The following is a 20880-nucleotide window of genomic DNA, read 5'->3' as shown; positions in this document are numbered from 1 at the left end:
TTCTGAGGCTGCTTTTAGCAAACTCTTTCTTCTATTTAGCTTGAATAAACGCACAATCCAATGCACTTGCACATGAAAGACAACCTGACGCATACACATTACATTCGCCTAACCCAATTGATTTGTTATACAGCAATTGGCTCACAGCGAGCTGATTGGGATTGAAATAGGTACACCGAGGTATGAAGCTCACGCATAAAACCCTGCTGATTGTTGACGATGATGAGGAAATCGCCAGCCTGACCGCAGACTTTCTGGAAGATCGTGGTTACACCGTGTTGACCGCCAATTCGGCGGAGGAAGCTATGCAGCTTCTGGAGACCAACCACATTGATCTGATGGTTCTGGACATTATGCTGCCCGGAGAAAACGGGCTGGCTTTGTGTCAGCGCGTGCGCCAGACCTCCAAAATGCCGATCATCATCATCTCAGCAATCACGGGCGATACGGAACGTATTGTGGGTCTGGAACTGGGTGCTGATGACTACTTGGAAAAGCCATTTAACCCGCGTGAACTGCAAGCGCGCATCTTTGCCATTTTCCGCCGCACCGAAGACGCTGAAACAGCAGCAGCGCCAAAAGCGCAGCGCTTTGAGTTCAGCGGGTGGGTGCTGGATGAAGCCAGCCGCCATCTGACAGCTCCGGATGGTGTTCTGGTTCACCTGAGTTCTTCAGAGTTTGATGCTCTGCTGACCTTTGTGAAGTCACCGCAAAAGCCAATCTCGCGCGATACGCTGGGGCGCGTGCTGCGCGGGGCCAAGGTGGATTCCCATGATCGCAGCATTGATATCCTGATCAGCCGCCTGCGCAAGAAGCTGGCGCAAACTGATCCGAACACTGATTTTATCACCACAGTGCGCCATCAGGGCTATCTGTTTTCTCAAAGCGTAACGCGAGTGTAATTTCATGGCACCGGAAAGAGCGTGGCTGTGTCAGGACTGATCCTGAGCCTCCTTCCCCGTTCCCTTGAACGCCGTATGGTGGTGATCCTCATCGCCGCAGTGCTCTCCATCTTTATTGTGCTTGGGCTCATGCTCGACGCCTACAATAAGAGGGAGCTGGCGCTGGCGAACTCATTTGAGGCGGGCGGCGAACTCAGCGATTACTTGCACATGTCTGCACAAGGCGATGTCGCACCAACTCCGTACGCCGGGACATATCTGCAAGTCGTGACAGCAGCGGACCCGGACCCCGAATCCTCGTTCCTTCCACTGGTTATTGAAGGTGAAGGAGTGCAATTTGATGCGTCTCTTGCCTTTGAAGGCACTTTGGCACGGCTTGATCTGATTACAAATGATCGACCCAATGTGATCTATCAGATTGACGATCTTGGTGTATTTGTGCGTGCGGTAACCCGGCAGGATAAATCTGCGCAGCTGTATCTGGATCTACCGAATGAGCAAGGGGGGCGGTTGATTACCTTTCCGCTTCTCTGGCAGGACCGGATGACGGAGCCGCTTATCTTCATCTTCGCAATGCTTAGCTTTGCAGCGATATTTGTGATTGCGCGTCGTCTGGTGCACTTCACTTCAGCGCCGTTTCGCATGCTGGCTAAGTACGAACGTGCAGAGCTGAAGCCATGGGACACGGAGGAAGCGGTTGCCCTTCAGGACACGCTGGTGCGCGAGCAGGAAGCCCGCGCGCAATTGCTTGAAGAGCAAAAACGCATGCTGGCATCCATCAGCCATGACTTGCGCACGCCCGCCACGCGATTGCGGTTGCGGTTGGAGCAGATTGAATCCACCAAACTGCGCAATCGGATGATGCACGATGTTGATGAGATGACCCGCCTGATCACGGCATCTCTGGATTTTCTGCGCTTCAATGCGCTTTTGGAAGAGCCCCAGCAACTGTCCCTTGCTGCCCTGCTCCAGTCGCTCTGCGATGATTATATGGATACGGGCCATGACGTGGTGTTTGTTCCGCAGCGCCATAAACTGACGGATCAGAGCCGTAATATCTTCGGTGGTGGTGGCGAAGTTGAGCTCGAGGTGGAAGGTCGTGCCGTTATGAATGGCCAGCCTACAGCACTTCGCCGTGCCTTTAGTAACCTCATAGACAACGCGCTTAAATACGGCGGTGCGGCCTCCGTGGAGATGCAGAGTCATGAGAATGATCAGCTGCTGGTTTGCATCAGCGATCCCGGCCCCGGAATCCCCTCCCATTTGCACGAAAAGGTGTTTGAGCCGTTCTTCCGCAATGACAGTGTGGAGCGGACCCGCTCGTCCAGTGTCGGCCTCGGGCTTTCCATCGTCAAACAAATCATCGGCGCCCATGGTGGCGAGGTTAGCCTCGGTGAAACGCCTGAAGGTAAGTTCTGTATTTTTGTGAAGCTGCCCCGCGAACTGTAGGTGTAGTGCTCGTATACGTAGTTTTCCACGTGCTTTGCACCATTTTGGGGAAAGGCCAATGAAATCAACCTGTATTGTAACAAGTTGAAACATCAGGTTTGCGGGTCCGGCACTTTCATGATTTCCCTAGGATATCAATTAGCAGTCCGCCCAAAAGCGGATCGTACCATTGCTGCATTTGGGTAGTATGGTCTGGATAATAATGGAGTACAGGATGAAAGCGCTATTCATTGGCCAGTCCTATATCGACGTAACCTTTTTGTCAGAGATCATGCCGGAAGGCGATGAAAAGGCAATTGCGCAGGATTATGCCGTCAGCTTTGGTGGCAACGCTGTAACTGCGGCCTTTGTCTGTGCCAAGCTTGGCATTGCACCAGACCTTTTGTGCTCCATGGCAGACGACTGGCTGTCCCGCATGTTCCGCGATATGGCAGCGAAGTACTCCATTCCGATCCACAGCTGTAAGGTGAAGGAAAGCTCCCTTTCCTTCATCATGCCTAAGGACGGCAAACGTGCCATCGTGCGTTGTCGTGACAACGACTTCCTGCACCCGTTCCCGGAACTCAACCTTGCCGGCTGTCAGGCCCTTCACGTGGATGGCCACATCCCGCATGCCGCCCTGCACTACGCCAAACTGTGCCGCAAGCACGGCATCCTGACTTCTCTGGATGGCGGTGCTGTGCGTGAGAACACCGAAGAGCTTCTCGATTACATTGATGTGGCGATTGTCTCTGAACTGTTCTGCGAGCAACTGGGTAAATCCCCTGAAGACGCACTGGAATACCTGCGCGCCAAGGGCGTCAAGGTGGGCGGTGTGACACAGGGCGAAAAAGGCCTGCTCTGGTACGAAGACAAGTGCCCGATCAAGCGTCTGCCTGCTCTGAAAGTACCGGGTGATCGCGTCCTCGACACCAACGGTGCGGGTGATACCTTCCACGGTGCTTATGTTTACGCCTATCTGGCGGATCCGAAGGGCGCTTGGGAAGATCACTTCAAACTGGCTCGTGCAGCTTCTGCCCATGCCATCCAGTTCCTCGGCAACGAGGCCTCTCTGCCAACCGTCCTTGATCTGGACAACGTGCAGAAAAACTTTCCAGTACCCGCTGAATAATATGGGAGGCGATACGCCTGTGAAGCCAATTAAAACCGCCCTTGTGGGGTTTGGTGTGTCCGGCCAAAGCTTCCACGCGCCGCTGCTCACCTTCGTGGAGGGCATCGACCTTGCCGCTGTGGTGTCCAGTAAGCCGGAACTGGTCAAGAGCAAGCTGCCGGACTGTACGCCCTACACCTCTTTTGAAGAAGTGTTAGAGCAGCCGGAGATCGAGCTGGTTGTTCTCAGCCTGCCCAATACGCTGCATTACGATCACGCCAAGAAGGCTCTGCTGGCTGGCAAGCATGTGGTTGTCGAGAAGCCATTTACGATCACCAGTGCGGAAGCTGAAGAGCTGATCGCACTTTCGGAGCAGAAGGGCCTGAAACTGGCGGTCTACCATAACCGCCGGTTCGACTGTGACTTCCTGACGGTTAAAGACCTGATGGACACAGGTCGCCTTGGCAGCGTTCACTCCTACCTGTGCAACTACAACCGCTACCGCCCTGACATCAATGGCCGTTGGCGTGAGCAAGATGTTCCAGGCTCCGGGATTCTTTATGATCTGGGAGCGCATGGGATCGATCAGGCGCTTTGCCTGTTCGGGACACCCAAGTCTGTTCAGGCTAAGCTTCGGGTTCAGCGCAAGGAGGCGAAGGCTGTCGATCACTTCCATCTGGTTCTGGGCTATGAGGCCTGCGACGTGATCCTGCACGGCAACTGCCTGAGCACAGAGCAAGGCCCGCGGTTTCAGGTGAGCGGTGATAAAGCTACCTACATCACCTACGGCATGGACCCGCAAGAGGACATGTTGAAGGCCGGTGGTGGACCTGCAAGTGCCACCTGGGGTGTCGAGGCAGAAGACGATTGGGGCACGCTTTATGATGAAGCGGGTGAAGGTACACCGGTCCCAAGCCAGCGTGGTGGCTACGAGCGCTTCTACGCAGGCATGCGCGATGCCATTCGCGGCGACGCTCCTGTTCCCGTCTCCCCTCACGACGCCATGCAGACCATCCGCATCATCGAGGCAGCCTACCTGAGTGACAAAGAAGCCAGAGTGGTCTTCCTGTAATAGCTAAAAGACGACAGGTGGCGGTATACAGATGACCGCCGCTTCTCTCTTTCCTTCCTCCCCTCAATCCAAACATAAGCGCTCAAACCAGACCGCTTTCAGCTCAACATTTTACAAAAGAACGCAGAGCAGACCGGCAGTGTTTGTTTGGTTTTGCGTTGTGATTACTTTGCGTTGCATGCATTACGCGTAGAGGTGGGCGAATTTGTCGCGCTGTAATGTATCATCCTGTTGTTACAGGATTGTTGCAAATGTGGACTACGGTGTGCGCCGAAATCCGTTCGTTTAAGAAATATATTAGTATATAATTTTATCTAAACTGCATTGTAGGTAAACTAAATCGATTATTACTGTAGTTTCTAAGTTGTTTTATATATCATTCTATTTATTTCCTTTTGTAACAATTCGTAACACATCGTAACACCAGTCTTTTTACGTATTGCTGCGATGGCTTCCTCCACTGATCATCGCGTAAAAATCGCCTCATGTCCTTTCGTGACTAAGCCGAAGAATAAGAAGGCGCGCATTCACCTAATGCAATCGGGAGATAAAATGGTGAAGGATCTAAAAAACGAATTTTCTATCAGATTGCCTTTAAAAGGCGTCGTTCAGGCTGTCACCGACCTGCCCGATCCGGTGTTTGCCGAAAAGATGATGGGTGATGGCGTTGCCATCGACCCTACCGATAACGTTCTTTACGCACCATTTGCTGGTCAGATCACCCAGATCCATAACTCCCACCATGCTGTTACATTGCAGCAGGGTGATGTTGAGCTGCTGATGCATATCGGTCTTGATACCGTTGCTCTGAAAGGTCGCGGATTTGAGCTGCATGTTGCAGAAGGTGACAATGTTGAAACAGGTCAGGCGCTCATTACCTTTGATGCCGACCTCATCGCTCGCGAATGTGTTTCCGTCCAGTCTGCAATCGTCATCACCAGCGGTCAGGAAGTGACCCCTGCTGTTCCCCTTGGCAGCTTGCAGAGTGATCTGTCACAGGCAATCTTTACTGTACCAAGCAGCAATGCACCTCAGGGTACACCTGCGCCGGTGCAGGACGAAGCGCCAGCAGCTGAACCAACCGGTCCAGCGATCACTGGCTCCGTACGGATCCCCAATCCGACTGGCCTGCATGCCCGTCCTGCCGCCCGTCTGGCAGTTGAAGTGCGCAAGGCAGATGCCAAAGTAACTTTTATTGTTAACGGTAAAACCTGCAGTGGTTCCTCCGTAACCGGCATTATGTCATTGAAGACAAAGCTGGGTGACACACTGGATATTGAAGCTGTTGGACCTGATGCTCAGCAGGTTGTTGCAGACGTTATTGCTGCTGTTAAAGCCGGTCTTGGCGAAGAAATTTCCAACTTCTCCGAAGCGCCACAGGAAGAAGTAATTGAAGAAGCGCCTCTGCTTCAGGTTAAGTCCGGCGAAGAAGGCGTTCTGGTTGGCTTTACCGCATCTCCGGGCCGCTCCATCGGCAAGCTGGTCAAGCACAACAAATCCCTGCCGGAAGTGACCCGCGAAAGCATTGGCCCTGCTGAAGAACGTGCTGCGTTCAAAGCCTCTGTTAAGTCCAGCATCGCCGACCTGCAAAGCATCATCGAACGCCTGACAAAGAACGGTCAGGAAGATCTGGCGGAAGTCTTTAACGCGCACATTGAGCTGCTGTCCGACCCGGAGCTTTCTGAAAAGCCACTGGCAGACATTGCCAAGGGTCAAGGCGCTGCATGGAGCTGGAAGCTGGCCTATGAAGCGCAGGCTGAAACCCTTGCCAAGATGGATGACCCGCTTCTGGCCGGTCGTGCCGCTGACGTGCGTGACATCGGTCTGCGCGTTCTGAAGAAGCTGCTCGGCGTAGATGACGGAGGTGAGATCCTTGAAGAAGGAACGATCTTGTTTCAAGAGGACATTACCCCCTCTGAAATCGTCGCTCTGGACCTCACCAAGATCGTCGGTCTGTGCACCGCGCACGGCGGTTCTTCCTCGCACGCTGCAATTATCGCCCGCTCCAATGACCTGCCTTACCTGGTCAACGTAGAAGAGCGGATGAAGGATCTGGACGACGGCACAGTGCTGCTTCTGGATGCAAAACGTGGTAAGATCAAGATTGCGCCTACTGAGGCGGACCAGGCCGCGTTCACCAAAAAGATCGAAGAAGCGGCCAAGCTGGCTGATGAATATCAGCGCGAAGCCCACAAACCAGCCATCACCAAAGATGGTTTCCGGATCGAAGTTGCTGCCAATATCGGCAGTGTTGACGATGCGGAAAAGGCTGTTGCAGCAGGTGCTGAAGCTGTTGGTCTGCTGCGCTCCGAGTTCCTTTATCTGGAGCGCATGGACGAGCCAACCGAAGCTGAGCAGGCTGATAAAGTTGGTTCTATTCTAGAAGTTATGGGCAAGGACCGTCCTGTCATCATCCGTACACTGGATGTGGGCGGCGATAAGCCTTTGCCATACATGCCAATGCCGCATGAAGAGAACCCGTTCCTCGGCGTACGCGGTATCCGTATCGGTATTGAACGTCCAAGCATTCTGCGCCGTCAGATCCGCGCTATTCTTTCGCAGGCCCATAAAGGCCATGCACGGATCATGTACCCAATGATCAGCGCACTGGACGAGCTGCGTGCCGTCAACGCGCTGGTGCGGGAGGAGCAGAAGAACCTGGGTGTTGAGCACGTTGAAGTCGGCATCATGATTGAAGTGCCGTCTGCCGCTCTCATGGCCGACAAGCTGGCCAAGGAAGTGGACTTCTTCTCCATCGGCACAAATGACCTGACCCAGTACGTTCTGGCGATCGACCGCGGCCACCCTGGCCTTGCATCCCGCGCGGATGCACTGCACCCAGCGGTGCTGCGCATGATCGACATGACCGTGAAAGCCGCAGAAGACGCGGGCAAGTGGGTCGGTGTTTGTGGCGGTCTGGCCAGTCAGGTTGAAGCGGTTTCTGTTCTTGTTGGCCTTGGCGTCAAAGAACTCTCCGTCAGCGTTCCTGCTCTGCCGGAAGTGAAACACAAAGTTCGCACTATATCCATGGAAGAGTCCCGCAAGCTAGCGCAAGCTGCTTTGGACTGCGCGGATACAAGTGACGTGAAAGATCTCCTCAAGTCACAGCAGTGATGCGGGAGTAAATGTGGGAGTTGGTGTTCCAGTCGGGAGCGCCTAACAAAATCAGGGGGCATGGAGTGTTCGCACACCATGCAACTCTGGGGGAAAAACAATGAGTACATTCTCTAACGCATTTGGGTCCTTACAGAAGGTCGGTAAGTCCTTGATGCTACCAGTATCGGTTCTTCCAGCTGCTGGTATCCTTCTTGGCGTCGGTGCTGCCGACCTGCCGTTTATTCCGGATTTCATCAACCACCTGATGGCACAGGCTGGCGGTTCGATCTTCGGTAACCTGCCAATCATCTTCGCTGTTGCTGTTGCTCTCGGCTTTGCCAAGAACGACGGTGTGTCCGGCCTTGCTGCAGTGGTCGGCTATGGTGTGCTTCTGGCAACAATGGGCGTTGTTGCTGGTTCCGTTGGCATCGAAACCAAGCAGATCCTCGGCATTACCTCAATCGATACCGGCGTGTTCGGTGGTATCCTTGTAGGTGCGCTGGCTGCGTTCCTGTTCAATCGTTTCTACCGCATCAAGTTGCCAGACTATCTGGGCTTCTTCGCGGGTAAGCGTTTTGTGCCGATCATTACTGCGTTTGCATGTATCTTCCTCGGCGTGATCCTTGCGTTTGTATGGCCTCCAATCGGCAACGCAATCAACTCCTTCTCCCATTGGGCTGCTGAAGAAAACCCAGAGCTGGCGTTCTTCATCTACGGTGTTGTTGAGCGTGCACTGATCCCATTCGGCCTGCACCACATCTGGAACGTACCGTTCTTCTTCGAAGCTGGTTCCTACGTTGATCCGGCAACTGGTACAGTGGTAACTGGTGAAATCCAGCGCTACCTTGCTGGCGATCCAACTGCTGGTAACATGGCTGGTGGTTACCTCTTCAAGATGTGGGGTCTGCCTGCTGCAGCTCTGGCAATCTGGCATTGCGCGAAGCCTGAAAACCGCACCATGGTTGGCGGTATCATGATCTCCGCTGCTTTGACCTCCTTCCTGACCGGTATCACTGAGCCAATCGAATTTGCGTTCCTGTTCGTTGCTCCTGTTCTGTATGTTGCTCACGCAATCCTGGCAGGTATCGGCTACTCCCTGATGATCATGCTCGGCATCAAGCACGGTATGACCTTCTCACACGGCTTCATCGACTACGTCCTGCTGTATCCTCTTTCCACCAACGGTTGGATGCTGATCGTCTTCGGTCTGGGTTATGCAGCTCTGTACTACGCTGTGTTCCGTCTGCTCATCGTGGCCCTGAACCTGAAAACTCCGGGTCGTGAAGACGTAGTTGAAGGCGCAGCAGTTCTTGACAATGACGTTGAAGATGCCATGGCAGCAGCTTTGGTAAAAGCATTCGGTGGTGCAGATAACATCACCAACCTTGATGCTTGTATCACTCGTCTGCGCATTACCACTGCGGATGTCTCAAAAGTGGATGATGCTGCTCTGAAGGCTCTTGGTGCACGCGGTGTGATCCGTGTAGGCAACGGCGCTCAGGCAATCTTTGGCACAGCCTCTGAAAACCTGAAGACCGACATGGAGATCTACCTGCAAGGTGGTGGCGCTTCAAAACCTGCTGCTGCACAAGGTCTCGATGCTGCAAGCATCTTCGGCAAGCTCGGCGGTAAGGGCAACGTTGTGGCAGTTGAAGCTGTTGCTAACACCCGCGTCCGCATCGAACTGCGCGATCTGGCAGGCGTGTCCATGTCCGACCTGTCTAACGCAGGCGTTCAGGTCATGAAAGCCGGAGACAATGCGCTCCATCTCATCGTTGGCGACAAGTACACCACGCTCGCCAAGGATCTCTCTGCTCAGATGTAATCGGTAGAGACAGCAGGTGCCTTTGAGGGTTTAAACTCCTCCCGAACCTTCAGGGGCACCTCGCAAAAGAACAGCACTCCCTGCCCGGCGAGTGCTGTTTTTTTTATGCGCGCAGGTCAGGCCGCAGGAATCGTCAGAACCGTGGCCGTTCGCTAAGCCATAGCATCCGGTTGGAGGGCTGAACGACGGAAATCCCTTTGAAAATTTTTGATCAATAACGCTTATGTGAACATATTTATAGTGCACATGACATCCGGCTCTCTTAATTTATGGGGTCCGATGCGACTGAGTGATCGCATTCAATTGTCTGATGGGTGCACTTTCCCTCGCCACTTTGGAAGCGCCATTTTGTTGGCTATCCGGCGGGATCAGATTGCGCCTAATTCATCGGAGGCACATCAATGACGAAACGGTTGAAGCAAATTTTTATGGGCGCCTCTGCGCTTGCACTGGTGAGTGCGATGTCAGCGCCAGCGCTTGCTGAGGATGTTTTCGAGCTTACGATTTTGCATACCAACGACTTTCACTCCCGTATTGAACCCATCAACCAATATGACGCTACGTGTGATCCTGAGGAGAACGATGCAGGAAACTGCTTTGGTGGGTCCGCCCGTTTGGAGACTGTGATTCAGGAGCGTCGCGCCGCCTCTCCCAATACTCTGCTGCTTGATGGTGGGGATCAGTTCCAAGGGTCCCTCTTTTACACTTACTACAAGGGCAAGGCTGCAGCTGAGTTCATGAACACGCTGGGTTATGATGCGATGGTTGTTGGCAACCACGAATTTGATGACGGCCCGGAAATACTACGTGGATTTATGGATGCTGTAGACTTTCCGGTTCTTTCTGAAAATACCGAAGCTTCGCAGGACGAGCATCTGGCGGAGGTTTTGACCGGTTCTGTGATTAAAGACGTTGGTGGCGAGCGTGTTGGGATTATCGGCTTGACGCGTGAAGATACCCATGAGCTGTCCAGCCCCGGAGAGAATATCAGCTTTGAAGATCCGGTGGCGTCCATGAGCCGAGCGGTTGACGAGATGAAGGCGCAGGGCGTCAACAAAATCATCGTTCTCAGCCATTCCGGTTTCAACGTTGATAAAGAGGTTGCTTCCAAAGTTGCCGGGATCGATGTGATTGTGGGTGGGCACTCCAATACCTACCTGTCGAATACCTCAGAAGAAGCGCAAGGGCCTTACCCAACGTGGGTTGAGGGTCCGGATGGCCACAGGACGGCGATCGTGCAGGCCTATGCCTATGGCAAGTTTCTTGGCGAACTGAATGTGAAATTCGACGAGAATGGTGATGTCATCGAGGCATATGGTGAGCCGCTTCTGGTTGATGCCGCTTATCCGGAGAATAATCAGATTAAGGCCCGCATTGAGGAACTTGCCGAGCCCCTGCAGGAAATTCGCGAAACCGTTGTAGGATCGCTTGCCGCGCCTCTTGATGTCCAGTCGGGGCTCTGCCGTCATCTTGAATGTGAGATGGGAAATCTGGTCGCCGATGCCATGCTTGCGCGTGTTCAGGATCAGGGCGTTGACTTTGCCATCATGAATGGCGGCGGCATGCGGGCCTCGCTTGATCAGGGCGAAGTTACTCTCGGCGAAGTTTATGACGTGCTGCCGTTTCAGGATACTTACACCACGTTCGACCTTAAGGGAGAGCATGTGGTCGAGGCGCTTGAAAATGGCGTGTCCGAGTTGGAAACCGGTGCAGGGCGTTTTCCGCAAGTCTCTGGCCTTCAATATACGTTTGACCCGCGAAACCCGGTTGGCGAACGGGTGACTTCGGTCTCTCTGGCAGATGGCACACCGCTGAACAACGATGATACGTATAAAATCGTCTCCAGAAACTACATGGTAGAGGGCGGCGATGGTTACGATGTTTTCAAGCGGGAAGCCATGAACAGCTACGGTTTTGGAACCGGACTGGAAGTGGTTGTCTCCGACTATTTGGAAAACCAAAAGGCCCCCTACGAGCCGTATCTTGATGGCCGTATTCAGATGAACTCTGAGTAACGACTTAAGGGGCTTTCATGGGCTGGCGTGTCGAATGCCAGTTCCGTGGTTACTGCCCATTCTGAATAGCAAGGGGTGCTTGCGAGATTGAATGCCCCCCTGCCCTGTTCACATTATCGTGCACCACGGTGCCGGTCTTTTTCCTTGTCTCTCTGACCTGTTTGGCAGGCGGTTTTTGAAGAACCGCCTGACGGGTTTTTCTGCCAAAAACAAGACATTTAGAGCAGCTCCCCTGCCCGAAAGTCCTAAGCAATTCGAAAGCCAGTAGCTCTGGCTTTGCCGAGTGAGCACAATCAGTTGGTATTTAAATAATAAGGACCGACAACTTTCTCTTCGGAGTAAGTTTCAAGTTGTACGATCACCTAACTGTAATGGTTAAACACTGCTGGGAATTCCGACTTCCTGAATATTATAACCAAGCAAAAATAAGTCTCTGGTCAACGTTGTGAGCAAAGCAATTGTTAGGAGGAGGGTAAAGTGTTCTATAAAAATTTCAGAAATACACTGGTGAAGGCCACCGCCTTGTCTGCAGTCTGCGTTTTACTTGGGCTAAGCCCTGTGATTGCTCAGGATGGCGATGGAGCCTCCCACGATACAGCTGCGTCGCCTGATATGTCCGAGCAGGAACGTCAGTACCTTCAGGGCACTAATGCTGCCATGGACAAGATGATGGCGGACATGCACGTTCCCCCTACAGGCGACATTGATAGGGATTTTGTGTTGATGATGATCCCGCATCATCAGGGCGCGATTGAAATGGCCGAGTTGCTGCTGCGCTACGGAAATAATCAAAAGCTTAAGTACATCGCTCAGGAAATCGTGATTACCCAGCAACAGGAGATCGGCGCCATGCTGCTTGCCATCGGCGAGCCGCTCCCTGACACAGCTGCCCCAACTTCCCCACCACCTGAGCCAAGCGGGTCAGGCACCAGTGCCATGCCCTCTCCGAAACCATCCGAAGACAATGCGGGCGGTGGGATGATGAATAATGGAATGATGCCAATGGCACCCGGTGGCTCCGACGATGGCGGGATGATGAACAACGGAATGATGCCGATGTCGCCCGGTGGCTCCAACGAAGGTGGGATGATGATGCCCAGTTCGCCTGATAACTCCACGAATGGCGGAATGATGCCAATGGCACCCGACGGCACAATGAACGATGGCGCGACGAACGACGAAACGACGACGTCGCCTACGGCCCCTACGCAAAACTAAAAGGAAGCAAAAATATGAGGACGCCTAGCGTAGCTGCTCTTATTGTGAGTGCATTGATGTCTGGCTCTGCGTTAGCCGGGCAACCGCCCTACGGTACAGATGCACCGGACATTCCGGTGAGCAGTCAGGACCGGGTTTATGCTGCAGAACAATTCTCCAATACAGTTTCGGTCACCGATCCAAGCACAAATACCTTGCTTGGTGTGATTAGCCTTGGCCAGCTGAGCCCGTCGCAGCTCAGTCCCCTGTATACGGGGCAATCACTGGTTCACGGATTGGGTTTTTCTCCGGACAACAAGACCCTCGCGGTCGTGTCCATCGGAAGTAACTCCGTGACATTCATTGATACACAAACCAATGAGGTCAAGCACACCACTTATGTGGGCCGCGCGCCTCACGAAGCCTTTTTCACGCCCGACGGCAGTGAGGTCTGGGTCACCGTGCGTGGTGAAGATTATGTATCGGTGATTGATGCCAACACCTATGAAGAAAAAGAGCGCATAACCGTACCTAATGGGCCGGGAATGACCATCTTCGCTCCTGACGGTCAGTACGCCTATGTTTGCTCTTCGTTTACACCTGAAACCTCGGTGATTGACGTATCCACTCGTGAGATCGTCGGTACTGTGCCGCAGGTCAGCCCGTTTTGCCCCAACATTGCGGTGACCCCTGATGGCTCGCAGGTGTGGTTTACCTTGAAGGACACCGGCAAAACGCAAGTGTTTGACGGGCGGCCTCCCTTTGCCATGTTGTCAACGATGGACACTGGCCCCATCTCCAACCACGTGAACATTGCCAATAACGCCAATGGCACCTTTGCATATGTGACCATCGGCGGCCTCAATCAGGTCAAGGTAATCAATACCGAAAACTTTGAGGAAGTGGCGACCATTCCTACCGGTGACCTGCCCCATGGTGTGTGGCCATCCGGCGATGGCACTATGGTCTATGTGGGTCTGGAAAACGCCGATGAACTCATTGCGATTGATACCATGACCAATGAGGTTGTCGGCACTGTGCCAATCGGGCAAGCTCCGCAAGCGGTTGTCTATGTGCCGCAAGCTGTAACGGAGGGTGATGGGACCGCCAACCTGTTGCCTCTGGGCGTTGCCGACGAGACCAACCATTATCTGCTGGCTGGCGTATCTGCAGCTGCGGACGAGCCTGTTCCAACGAACGTAACCTTGTTCAATCAGGGGCCTTCGCAAATTCTGGAAGCATCGGTTACCGGGCTTCAGGCCGGCCAGAGTTATGTTCTTGGCTTGGCAGACAACAGTGATGGAACTGGTAATTTTGAACCGCTGGCGCAGTTCATGACCAACCCTGCTGGCGCTGCTATTGTCAACGCAGTTGGTAACATTCAGGAACGTCTCGATGGCGATCAGGGTCAGAACCCGCGCTTCATTGTGATTGTGGAAGGAACCACCGATCAACCGGGTGATCCTGTCCAAATCCAGGATATGACGCCGCAAGACGCAACGGACTAAGCCCCTGCGTGCCCTTTGCACGCACTGGGAGATTACACCAAAATTTGGGTGGGCAGCAGCTCACCCAAATATCCCTTCCCCTCATGCACTGTGAAACCATAGGTAACGGCAAGCTATACCATGGAATATCAATGGTCATTATCACATGATCAGGGGGCGTTTCTCTTCGTGTTAGAACTCTAATGGGTCTGGCAGTAAGGGGAGCGCACAGGCAATGCAGATACAGAGCAAGGATGTGTGTGTATGTTATTGCCTTGACCAGAACTTCTGGGAACCCACGGCCATATCGTTTCACAGCCTCCTATCGCATTTACCAAAGCATTCGGAAATCTCTTTCCTCTTCGTACAAGAAGGCCTGAGTAAAGAGCAGATAAGCTTTTTGCGGGAGATGGCGCATAAGGCTGGGGTTGAGGTTGCCTTCAAGGCCCCAAAATCATTCTCAGAGAACGCCCATACAACAGAATTGCTCTCACGAGCCATGTACCATCGGCTGTTCCTTCATCAGCTAACAGACCGCAAACGTATCCTCTACCTCGACGGCGATACCATCATCTCAACAGATATCACCGGATTTGCTACACAAAATCTGGAGGGCAAGCCGATTGCCGCCGTCTGTTCCCCCGGTGCCTTTCCCGGACGCATGGTCAAACACCCGATTACTGGTAGGGAAGAGCTTTTCACGGACTATCTGGTGCGCATGGGAGCCGAAACTGGTGTTGAGAACAGCTACATCAACTCTGGTGTGCTTCTGATCGATGCGGACTACTGGCGTGCTCATGAGGTGCATATAGACTTTGCGAAGATGATCGCGACGGGTGAGTTCGTCTATGCGCCTGATCAGGATCTTCTGAACGCCTACTTTTACGGCAGAATAAAATTGCTCTCACCGAATTGGAACTTTCAGACAAGTCTGTTCCATTCCTTCAAGATTAAAGATGTCCAGATCTGGATGAAAGCCAACGCCGCCTACTATAACGATATCCTAGGGTGCCAGCACAGTCCGGCGATCATTCATTATGTCTACTTCAAGCCCTGGCAGCATCGGGTTATGAAGACCGGATTTGACAAGACCTATCTGATCAACTGCTTCAAATGCTTTGGCCTTTCCAGCTTCTTCGCCAGAGCACTTCGCGTTTATATGCGCAAGACTTTTCGCAAAGGCAACACCATTTCAATGGATCTGAGTCTGGAGTGACCTGATGGCTGTGAAAGCACAGCTCTTCGGATTTCTGTCCGGTGCGAGTTGCCACGAACGGATTAGGGTTCTAGCAGAGTATTGAACCCAATAAACAGGTTCGGCTTAGCAAAATAAAGGCGCCTGATGGCGCTGGATTTGAAAAGAATTTTTCAATCAGAACTTTGGGTAAGAGCTGGGTTCAGTTCAGCTCGGAGTCATGCAGAAGCTGGCCCAGTAATTGCGGCATACCCGGATTTTTGGTGGTGAGGTCCGCAAGTGTTACTTCTTCAAGCGCAGTGAAAAATGCATTTTGTGCGATGATGAGTGCGTTCGACAAACCACATTCCGGTGTCAGTTTGCAAGTACCGCCATCGGGTCTCAGGCACTCAACCAGAGCGTACTGGCTTTCAAGTTTCCGCACCAAAACGCCAATGTTGATTTCTTCCGGAGCTTTGGCCAGCTGGATACCGCCGGAGCGGCCACGGTTGGAGGTCACGCAACCGTCTTTCACCAGCCATTGGGTTACTTTAGCGAGGTGGTTGTATGGCGCATCGTGCATTTCTGCGATCTGCCGTGTGGTCATTTGTTGACCATCAGCAGCGGCCAGATGCATCAAGACCCGCAAAGCATAATCGGTGAATTTTGAAAGTTGCATACTGGCAGTTTACTCCGTCTGGTTAGCTTAATCACAAAGATATCTTTGAATTAATAGTGGTTTCTCACAAAAACATATAGGCGCAACGCAACATTTTTTCAGTTTTATTGGGGTGTTTTGTCGCCCCCAACCAGCTCCTTTGAATATTGTCAGCAGCAGTGGGGTGCTGGTTGCCTCTGTACTTGCGCCTCGAAACTGAGCGCAGAACCTGCACTATGCGCGAAAACCGCTGTGCACAGATTTCCACAAAAGAATGCGGCGAAAGTCCGGTCGTATTGGACCAAAGCCGTATCTGCATAAATCGCGGTTTTCTCAGGTTTTTCACCGCTAACGAAAACAGCGTTCTCCTTCGATCCGGCTCTGACTCCCTTTGTAATTCTCAACTGCGACATTCTTTCTTTAATTGGTACTTGTAATGCGCATTTAAAGAGGTATTGTAAATACCAGTTAAAGAACACCCGGCAAAAAAGTCAAATTCACGACAAAAAAAGAGAAGGATGGGTTCTATGAGTCAGACTGATATCTCGCGTCGAAATCTCGTTAAGATTGCAGGTCTGGGCGCTGTTGCTACAGTTGCAGCGACGGGCGCAAACGAGGCCCTCGCCAAGGCTACGCCGAAGGCAGCTCCGAAAGCCGCTGTGCCTGCGCCTCAGACGCACAAATTCGACATGACCATTGAAGAAGCCCGTCTGACCGTGGCCCGTGGTTTTGAAACTAATGTGTGGGCTTATAACGGTCAGGTTCCCGGCCCGTTGATCAGAGTGAGAGAGGGCGACTCCATTGAGGCGCACGTCACCAACAACACACGCGGTGCGCACACAATTCACTGGCACGGCATCCACCAGAAGAACACCTGGCGTATGGACGGTGCTCCGGGCATCAACACTACTGACATTAACTCGGGCGGTGGCACCGACACCTACAAATTTGTTGCCGATCGTAAGGGCAGCCTTTGGTACCACTGCCACGTGGAAGTGCCGAACCACGTGGGCGTGCGTGGCATGTGGGGGCCGCTGATCGTTGATCCACTTGAGCCACTTCCGATTGAAAAAGAAGTAACCAAAGATGCGATCCTGATGTTCTCTGCGTGGAACAGTGAAGTTGCCGACGATTACTTCGCAAAGCAGGACCCCACTGATAACCTGAACTACTTCTCCGTCAACGGTAAGTCGTTCCCATACAACCAGCCTATCAGAGTGCAGAAGGGCGATGTGCTGCGTCTGCGTCTCTACGGTGCTTCGATAGATGTTGCATTCCATCTACACGGCCATGACATGCTGGTGACACACCGCGATGGGCTTCCGGTTCCGGCACCTTACTATGCCGACACGGTTTACGTGGCGATGGGGCAGCGCGTGGACGTGATTGTTCGTTGTGACAACCCGGGCCGCTGGCCAGCTCACGATCATAACGATCACCACCTGAGCAACGATGGTAACGCGCCGGGCGGCTTGTTCACCATCATTGAATACGACGAGGTTGGCCGGGATGACCCTTGGTACCTGTGGCGTCGCAAAGAATATGATCCGGACTTCTACTTCGTTGAAAGTATGAAAAAGGGGTACGGGCTCATCACTCAATCTGGTTTCAAAGGCCAGAAAATCGACGAAATCTAATCCTTCAAGAAAGATAAGAAGATGAAAAGCTATAGCAAAATAGTTGCTCTGACAGCACTGGGATTACAGTTTTCATTGGGCGCGATGAGTGCAGCATCAGCCCAGGAGCAGGCGCCGAATGAGGTGCGGATGCTGAACAAGGATTCACACGGCGTTGCCAAAGCATTCGAGCCGGCACTCCTGCCGATCGCGCCGGGTGGGACCGTAGATTTTGTTGCCTGGGACTTTGGCCATGATCTCATCTCCGTAAAAGGCCTTCATCCGGAAGGTGCGGAAGAATTCTCGGGCTACAAGAACGCTGACACCTCAGTAACTTTCGATAAGGAGGGCGTATACGTCTACGAATGTGCAGCCCACAGAGCAGCCGGCATGATTGGCGTGGTGGTTGTTGGCGACGCCTCTGCAAATCTGGATGACATTCTGGCGAACTATCAGGACAACCCGGACCTGTCCCCAGCGGGTAAAGAGCGTCTTGCACCAATTCTGGCAAGCCTGAAGTCTAAGTAACACACTGAAACCAAACAATAAAAAGACAGCTCCGCTGACCTTTAGCGTCAGCGGGCACAAGAGGAGTGTATCTATGTCTGACACAAATGATTTTTCAGCTGATCGCCGCCAGTTCGTAAGAATGGCCGGCATCGGTGCTGTTGCAGGGGCGGGTATTTTGGCCAGCGCTAAAGCAAGTACCGCGCATGGTAAAGAAAAGCATGGCGCTGTGCCAACCCCTGCAGCAGCAGATGGTAGCTTTGTTGGCGGGACAGTCAAAGAAGGTCTGGTGGTTGCCGATCCAACCAAATTGCCAGCACCGATTACCTACAAGACACCGCGCAGTCATGATGTAGAGCTTGTTGTGAAGCGTGTGAAATCCGAGATTCTGCCGGGTGTTACTCACACATTCATGACCTTTAACGGTCAGATCCCCGGACCAATGATCCGCGCACGTCAGGGTGATACCCTGCGGATCACCGTTACCAACCCGGCGGAGAACGTGGAATCCCACTCTATTGACCTGCACGCTGTGTATGGTACCGGTGGTGGTGGAGAGTTCACCGAGGTTGCAGCTGGTGAATCCAAGACGTTTACCTTCAAGGCTCTGTACGCTGGCGCATTTATCTACCACTGTGGTGTCGCCAACATGGACGAGCACATCAGCCGCGGTATGTTCGGTATGATTGTGATTGAGCCGGAAGAGGGCTTGCCTAAAGTAGATCGTGAGATTTACCTTGGACAGCATGAGCTGTATACTAAGGAAGGTTTTGGTCAGAAAGGTGAAGCGAACTTTAGTGGCCGTAACATGGTCAAGGAAGACCCGACTTACGTGATGTTCAATGGTGCGGTTGCTCCATTCGTCAATGGTCGCTTCGGAACTATTAAAGCAAACGTTGGCGAAACCGTTCGTGTCTTCCTGGTTACTGGTGGTCCGAACAAGACATCTAGCTTCCACCCGGTTGGCAACGTTTGGTCTAAAGCATGGCCACAGGGTGGTCTTGCAAACCCACCGCTGAACTTCATCCAGACCTGGCCTTCCAGCCCTGGTTCAGCCTTCGTGGGAGACATGCACTTGCCGGTTCCGCAGTTGGTGACGCTGGTGGACCACTCATTGAGCCGTGTGACAAGTAAAGGTAACGCAGCCCAGATCGAAGTAATTGGAGATCCTCAACCTGATATCCTGAAAACAGAAGGCTAAGGCATAAAAGGATAAGCCATTGACGTCCCCAGTGATTTCCCCAATGGCTTATCCGCCTTCCTTTAGGTCGAATAAGAAAAGAATACAAATATAATGATGTGACCTACCGGAGTTCGCGAATGACACAAGTAAAAGGGATAATTAACTCGCGGTATACTTTCTGGGTGCTGCTTGCGCTGCCATCCTTACCGATGATCTTCTGGTCAGTGATTGATCCCCACCACATGCATGACTACATGCATGACGCTGGTGACTATGCAGCCCATTTTCTTGTCTTGGCACTGGTTATCACACCCCTGATGTATCTAACCAATGGCAACAGTTTTATCCGCTGGCTCCGTAAACGTCGTCGCTTTATCGGCGTCGCCGCATTCAGTTACACCGCATTGCACGTTGCTTTTGACTTTCTGCAGTTTCACAGCTTTGAGGCTTTCTGGAGTGACACAACGAGATTAAGCATTATCGCAGGATGGGTGGCCTTCTTTGTTCTCATCCCACTTGCGATAACCAGCAACCAGTGGGCCGTCCGGACTCTCGGACGGGCTTGGAAGAGCCTCCATAGGTGGGTTTATGTGGCCGCCCTGTTTACCTTGGCCCACTGGATCCTGATTGAACACGGTTATGTCAGCCTCACCATCCATTTCGGTATCCTTGCAGCGCTCGAGGCCTATCGGGTTTGGTACCTGAACTGGGGAGGCAGGCGCACTGTTAAAGCGTAACCGGGACCTTTCCCATCCCTAAATAGAAGGTGTGCCAGTCAACACACCTGACCTTGGTTCCGGACATCTTGTATGCGTGCATTACCAAATGCGCGCATACTTTTTTTGTTGGGTGTATATGGTGGCTGGCAGCGTCCGGCGGTGAGGCCAGACGTGTTTTAAGAGCAGGAAATACTTTAGTTACTTAAAGAAACGGCTCCCAGTGTCTAAGACAAAGGGAGCCGCGTCAGTTTGTAGGTTAGGCTGTCCGTCTTAGAACAAGACGGAGAACCCTGCGTTGATGCTGCCGAAGACTGCATCGATTGTGTCGTATGCACCCTCTACACCGAAGTCCAGTGTGGCCCGGTCGGTGACCTGATAGTCAACGTCTGCACCGATGAACGGACGCACACCAGCATCATTCAGGTTCTCATCGTAGCCCACGTTGAAGCCCATGACACGTGCGTCAATGTCGTCGCCAAAGTTTGCGTAGATATCCAGTCCAGCCCTCAGTGTGGTGTTCCAGTAGTTGGAATCCTGGTTAAGAGCATTGAAACCAACACCTGCCAGCTGCAGACGAACGTTGATCTGCTGATGGGTCCGGTTATCGAGACTTAGGCCATTGACCCCGCCTTCGCTATAACTGTCCTGATGGAACAGGGAGTAGCGAACACCGACGGATGGGACAACGAGGTACTGCCTCCAGGGCTGCTCGTAGCCGACGGTCAGCTCTGGAGAGATCAGGAAGCCAACACCGTTGTCATCGCCATTGACAACCCCGCCTGGAACCGTGTTATCGAGATACGTACGTGAGACGTCATCCCAGTTGATACCACCCAGCAGGTTGATGCCGGTCAGGATACGGTCAAAGGCGCGGTCATAGTAGATACCGG

15 protein-coding genes and 1 pseudogene are annotated in these 20880 nt (G+C 52.8%); 14 read left to right on the top strand and 2 right to left on the bottom strand.

Features of this window, described 5'->3' with window-relative positions; translation table 11 throughout:
* Positions 1–182: 182 nt before the first annotated feature.
* The 10 genes and pseudogenes from IE076_RS15810 to IE076_RS15765 all read left to right on the top strand — a co-directional run bounded on the left by IE076_RS15810 (position 183) and on the right by IE076_RS15765 (position 15349).
* Positions 183–902, top strand: coding sequence for a response regulator (locus tag IE076_RS15810; RefSeq protein WP_189437760.1), 720 nt, complete (start codon positions 183–185; stop codon positions 900–902).
* A 27-nt stretch (positions 903–929) separates the two neighbouring features.
* The gene (locus tag IE076_RS15805; protein WP_189437759.1) at positions 930–2351 is read left to right on the top strand and encodes a sensor histidine kinase; all 1422 of its coding nucleotides are present in this window, start codon (positions 930–932) and stop codon (positions 2349–2351) included.
* Positions 2352–2565: 214 nt separating this feature from the next.
* A complete protein-coding gene (locus IE076_RS15800) occupies positions 2566–3462 on the top strand; it encodes a sugar kinase (protein WP_189437758.1) in 897 nt (298 codons plus the stop codon).
* 19 nt (positions 3463–3481) lie between these two features.
* A complete protein-coding gene (locus tag IE076_RS15795) occupies positions 3482–4513 on the top strand; it encodes an oxidoreductase (protein ID WP_209009185.1) in 1032 nt (343 codons plus the stop codon).
* 552 nt (positions 4514–5065) lie between these two features.
* A complete protein-coding gene (gene ptsP / locus IE076_RS15790) occupies positions 5066–7627 on the top strand; it encodes a phosphoenolpyruvate--protein phosphotransferase (RefSeq protein WP_209009184.1) in 2562 nt (853 codons plus the stop codon).
* Between the two features lie 100 nt (positions 7628–7727).
* Entirely contained in the window at positions 7728–9434 is a 1707-nt protein-coding gene (ptsG, locus tag IE076_RS15785; RefSeq protein WP_189437756.1) for a PTS glucose transporter subunit IIBC, read from the top strand.
* 401 nt (positions 9435–9835) lie between these two features.
* On the top strand, positions 9836–11449 hold the full coding sequence (locus IE076_RS15780) for a bifunctional metallophosphatase/5'-nucleotidase (RefSeq protein ID WP_189437755.1): 1614 nt from the start codon (positions 9836–9838) through the stop codon (positions 11447–11449).
* Positions 11450–11953: 504 nt separating this feature from the next.
* Positions 11954–12361, top strand: a pseudogene (locus IE076_RS22875) (DUF305 domain-containing protein); the annotation flags it as partial.
* Positions 12362–12681: 320 nt separating this feature from the next.
* Positions 12682–14154 carry a YncE family protein gene (locus IE076_RS15770; RefSeq protein WP_189437754.1) on the top strand — a complete coding sequence of 491 codons (1473 nt, stop codon included), beginning with the start codon at positions 12682–12684 and terminating at the stop codon, positions 14152–14154.
* A 214-nt stretch (positions 14155–14368) separates the two neighbouring features.
* The gene (locus tag IE076_RS15765) at positions 14369–15349 is read left to right on the top strand and encodes a glycosyltransferase family 8 protein (protein ID WP_189437753.1); all 981 of its coding nucleotides are present in this window, start codon (positions 14369–14371) and stop codon (positions 15347–15349) included.
* 181 nt (positions 15350–15530) lie between these two features.
* Here the strand turns inward: IE076_RS15765 and IE076_RS15760 are convergent, their stop codons facing one another.
* Complete coding sequence (locus tag IE076_RS15760; RefSeq protein ID WP_054666640.1) at positions 15531–15986, bottom strand: RrF2 family transcriptional regulator; 456 nt, start codon at positions 15984–15986, stop codon at positions 15531–15533.
* A gap of 506 nt (positions 15987–16492) precedes the next feature.
* On the opposite strand from IE076_RS15760, the gene IE076_RS15755 reads away from it, so the two are divergent.
* From IE076_RS15755 to IE076_RS15740, 4 genes are all read left to right on the top strand, one after another.
* Positions 16493–17602, top strand: a complete 1110-nt coding sequence (locus IE076_RS15755; RefSeq protein WP_189437752.1) for a multicopper oxidase domain-containing protein — start codon at positions 16493–16495, stop codon at positions 17600–17602.
* Positions 17603–17623: 21 nt separating this feature from the next.
* On the top strand, positions 17624–18109 hold the full coding sequence (locus IE076_RS15750; protein ID WP_189437751.1) for a plastocyanin/azurin family copper-binding protein: 486 nt from the start codon (positions 17624–17626) through the stop codon (positions 18107–18109).
* A 73-nt stretch (positions 18110–18182) separates the two neighbouring features.
* Positions 18183–19289, top strand: coding sequence for a copper-containing nitrite reductase (gene nirK / locus IE076_RS15745; RefSeq protein WP_189437750.1), 1107 nt, complete (start codon positions 18183–18185; stop codon positions 19287–19289).
* Between the two features lie 119 nt (positions 19290–19408).
* Positions 19409–20008, top strand: a complete 600-nt coding sequence (locus tag IE076_RS15740; protein ID WP_189437749.1) for a protein-methionine-sulfoxide reductase heme-binding subunit MsrQ — start codon at positions 19409–19411, stop codon at positions 20006–20008.
* 252 nt (positions 20009–20260) lie between these two features.
* Here the strand turns inward: IE076_RS15740 and IE076_RS15735 are convergent.
* Positions 20261–20880, bottom strand: a 620-nt coding sequence (locus tag IE076_RS15735; protein WP_189437748.1) for an autotransporter domain-containing protein, incomplete at its 5' end; no start/stop codon positions are given.

The sequence above is a fragment of the Pseudovibrio japonicus genome, from assembly GCF_014651595.1.
Taxonomy (GTDB): domain Bacteria; phylum Pseudomonadota; class Alphaproteobacteria; order Rhizobiales; family Stappiaceae; genus Pseudovibrio; species Pseudovibrio japonicus.
This window is presented reverse-complemented; position numbering and strand designations above follow the sequence as displayed.

Bases quoted from the DNA above. Each gene is read 5' to 3' on its own strand.
- IE076_RS15810 (WP_189437760.1), top strand. From the start codon at position 183: ATGAAGCTCACGCATAAAACCCTGCTGATTGTTGACGATGATGAGGAA.
- IE076_RS15800 (WP_189437758.1), top strand. From the start codon at position 2,566: ATGAAAGCGCTATTCATTGGCCAGTCCTATATCGACGTAACCTTTTTG.
- ptsP (WP_209009184.1), top strand. From the start codon at position 5,066: ATGGTGAAGGATCTAAAAAACGAATTTTCTATCAGATTGCCTTTAAAA.
- ptsG (WP_189437756.1), top strand. From the start codon at position 7,728: ATGAGTACATTCTCTAACGCATTTGGGTCCTTACAGAAGGTCGGTAAG.
- IE076_RS15780 (WP_189437755.1), top strand. From the start codon at position 9,836: ATGACGAAACGGTTGAAGCAAATTTTTATGGGCGCCTCTGCGCTTGCA.
- IE076_RS15770 (WP_189437754.1), top strand. From the start codon at position 12,682: ATGAGGACGCCTAGCGTAGCTGCTCTTATTGTGAGTGCATTGATGTCT.
- IE076_RS15765 (WP_189437753.1), top strand. From the start codon at position 14,369: ATGCAGATACAGAGCAAGGATGTGTGTGTATGTTATTGCCTTGACCAG.
- IE076_RS15760 (WP_054666640.1), bottom strand. From the start codon at position 15,986: ATGCAACTTTCAAAATTCACCGATTATGCTTTGCGGGTCTTGATGCAT.
- IE076_RS15755 (WP_189437752.1), top strand. From the start codon at position 16,493: ATGAGTCAGACTGATATCTCGCGTCGAAATCTCGTTAAGATTGCAGGT.
- IE076_RS15750 (WP_189437751.1), top strand. From the start codon at position 17,624: ATGAAAAGCTATAGCAAAATAGTTGCTCTGACAGCACTGGGATTACAG.
- nirK (WP_189437750.1), top strand. From the start codon at position 18,183: ATGTCTGACACAAATGATTTTTCAGCTGATCGCCGCCAGTTCGTAAGA.
- IE076_RS15740 (WP_189437749.1), top strand. From the start codon at position 19,409: ATGACACAAGTAAAAGGGATAATTAACTCGCGGTATACTTTCTGGGTG.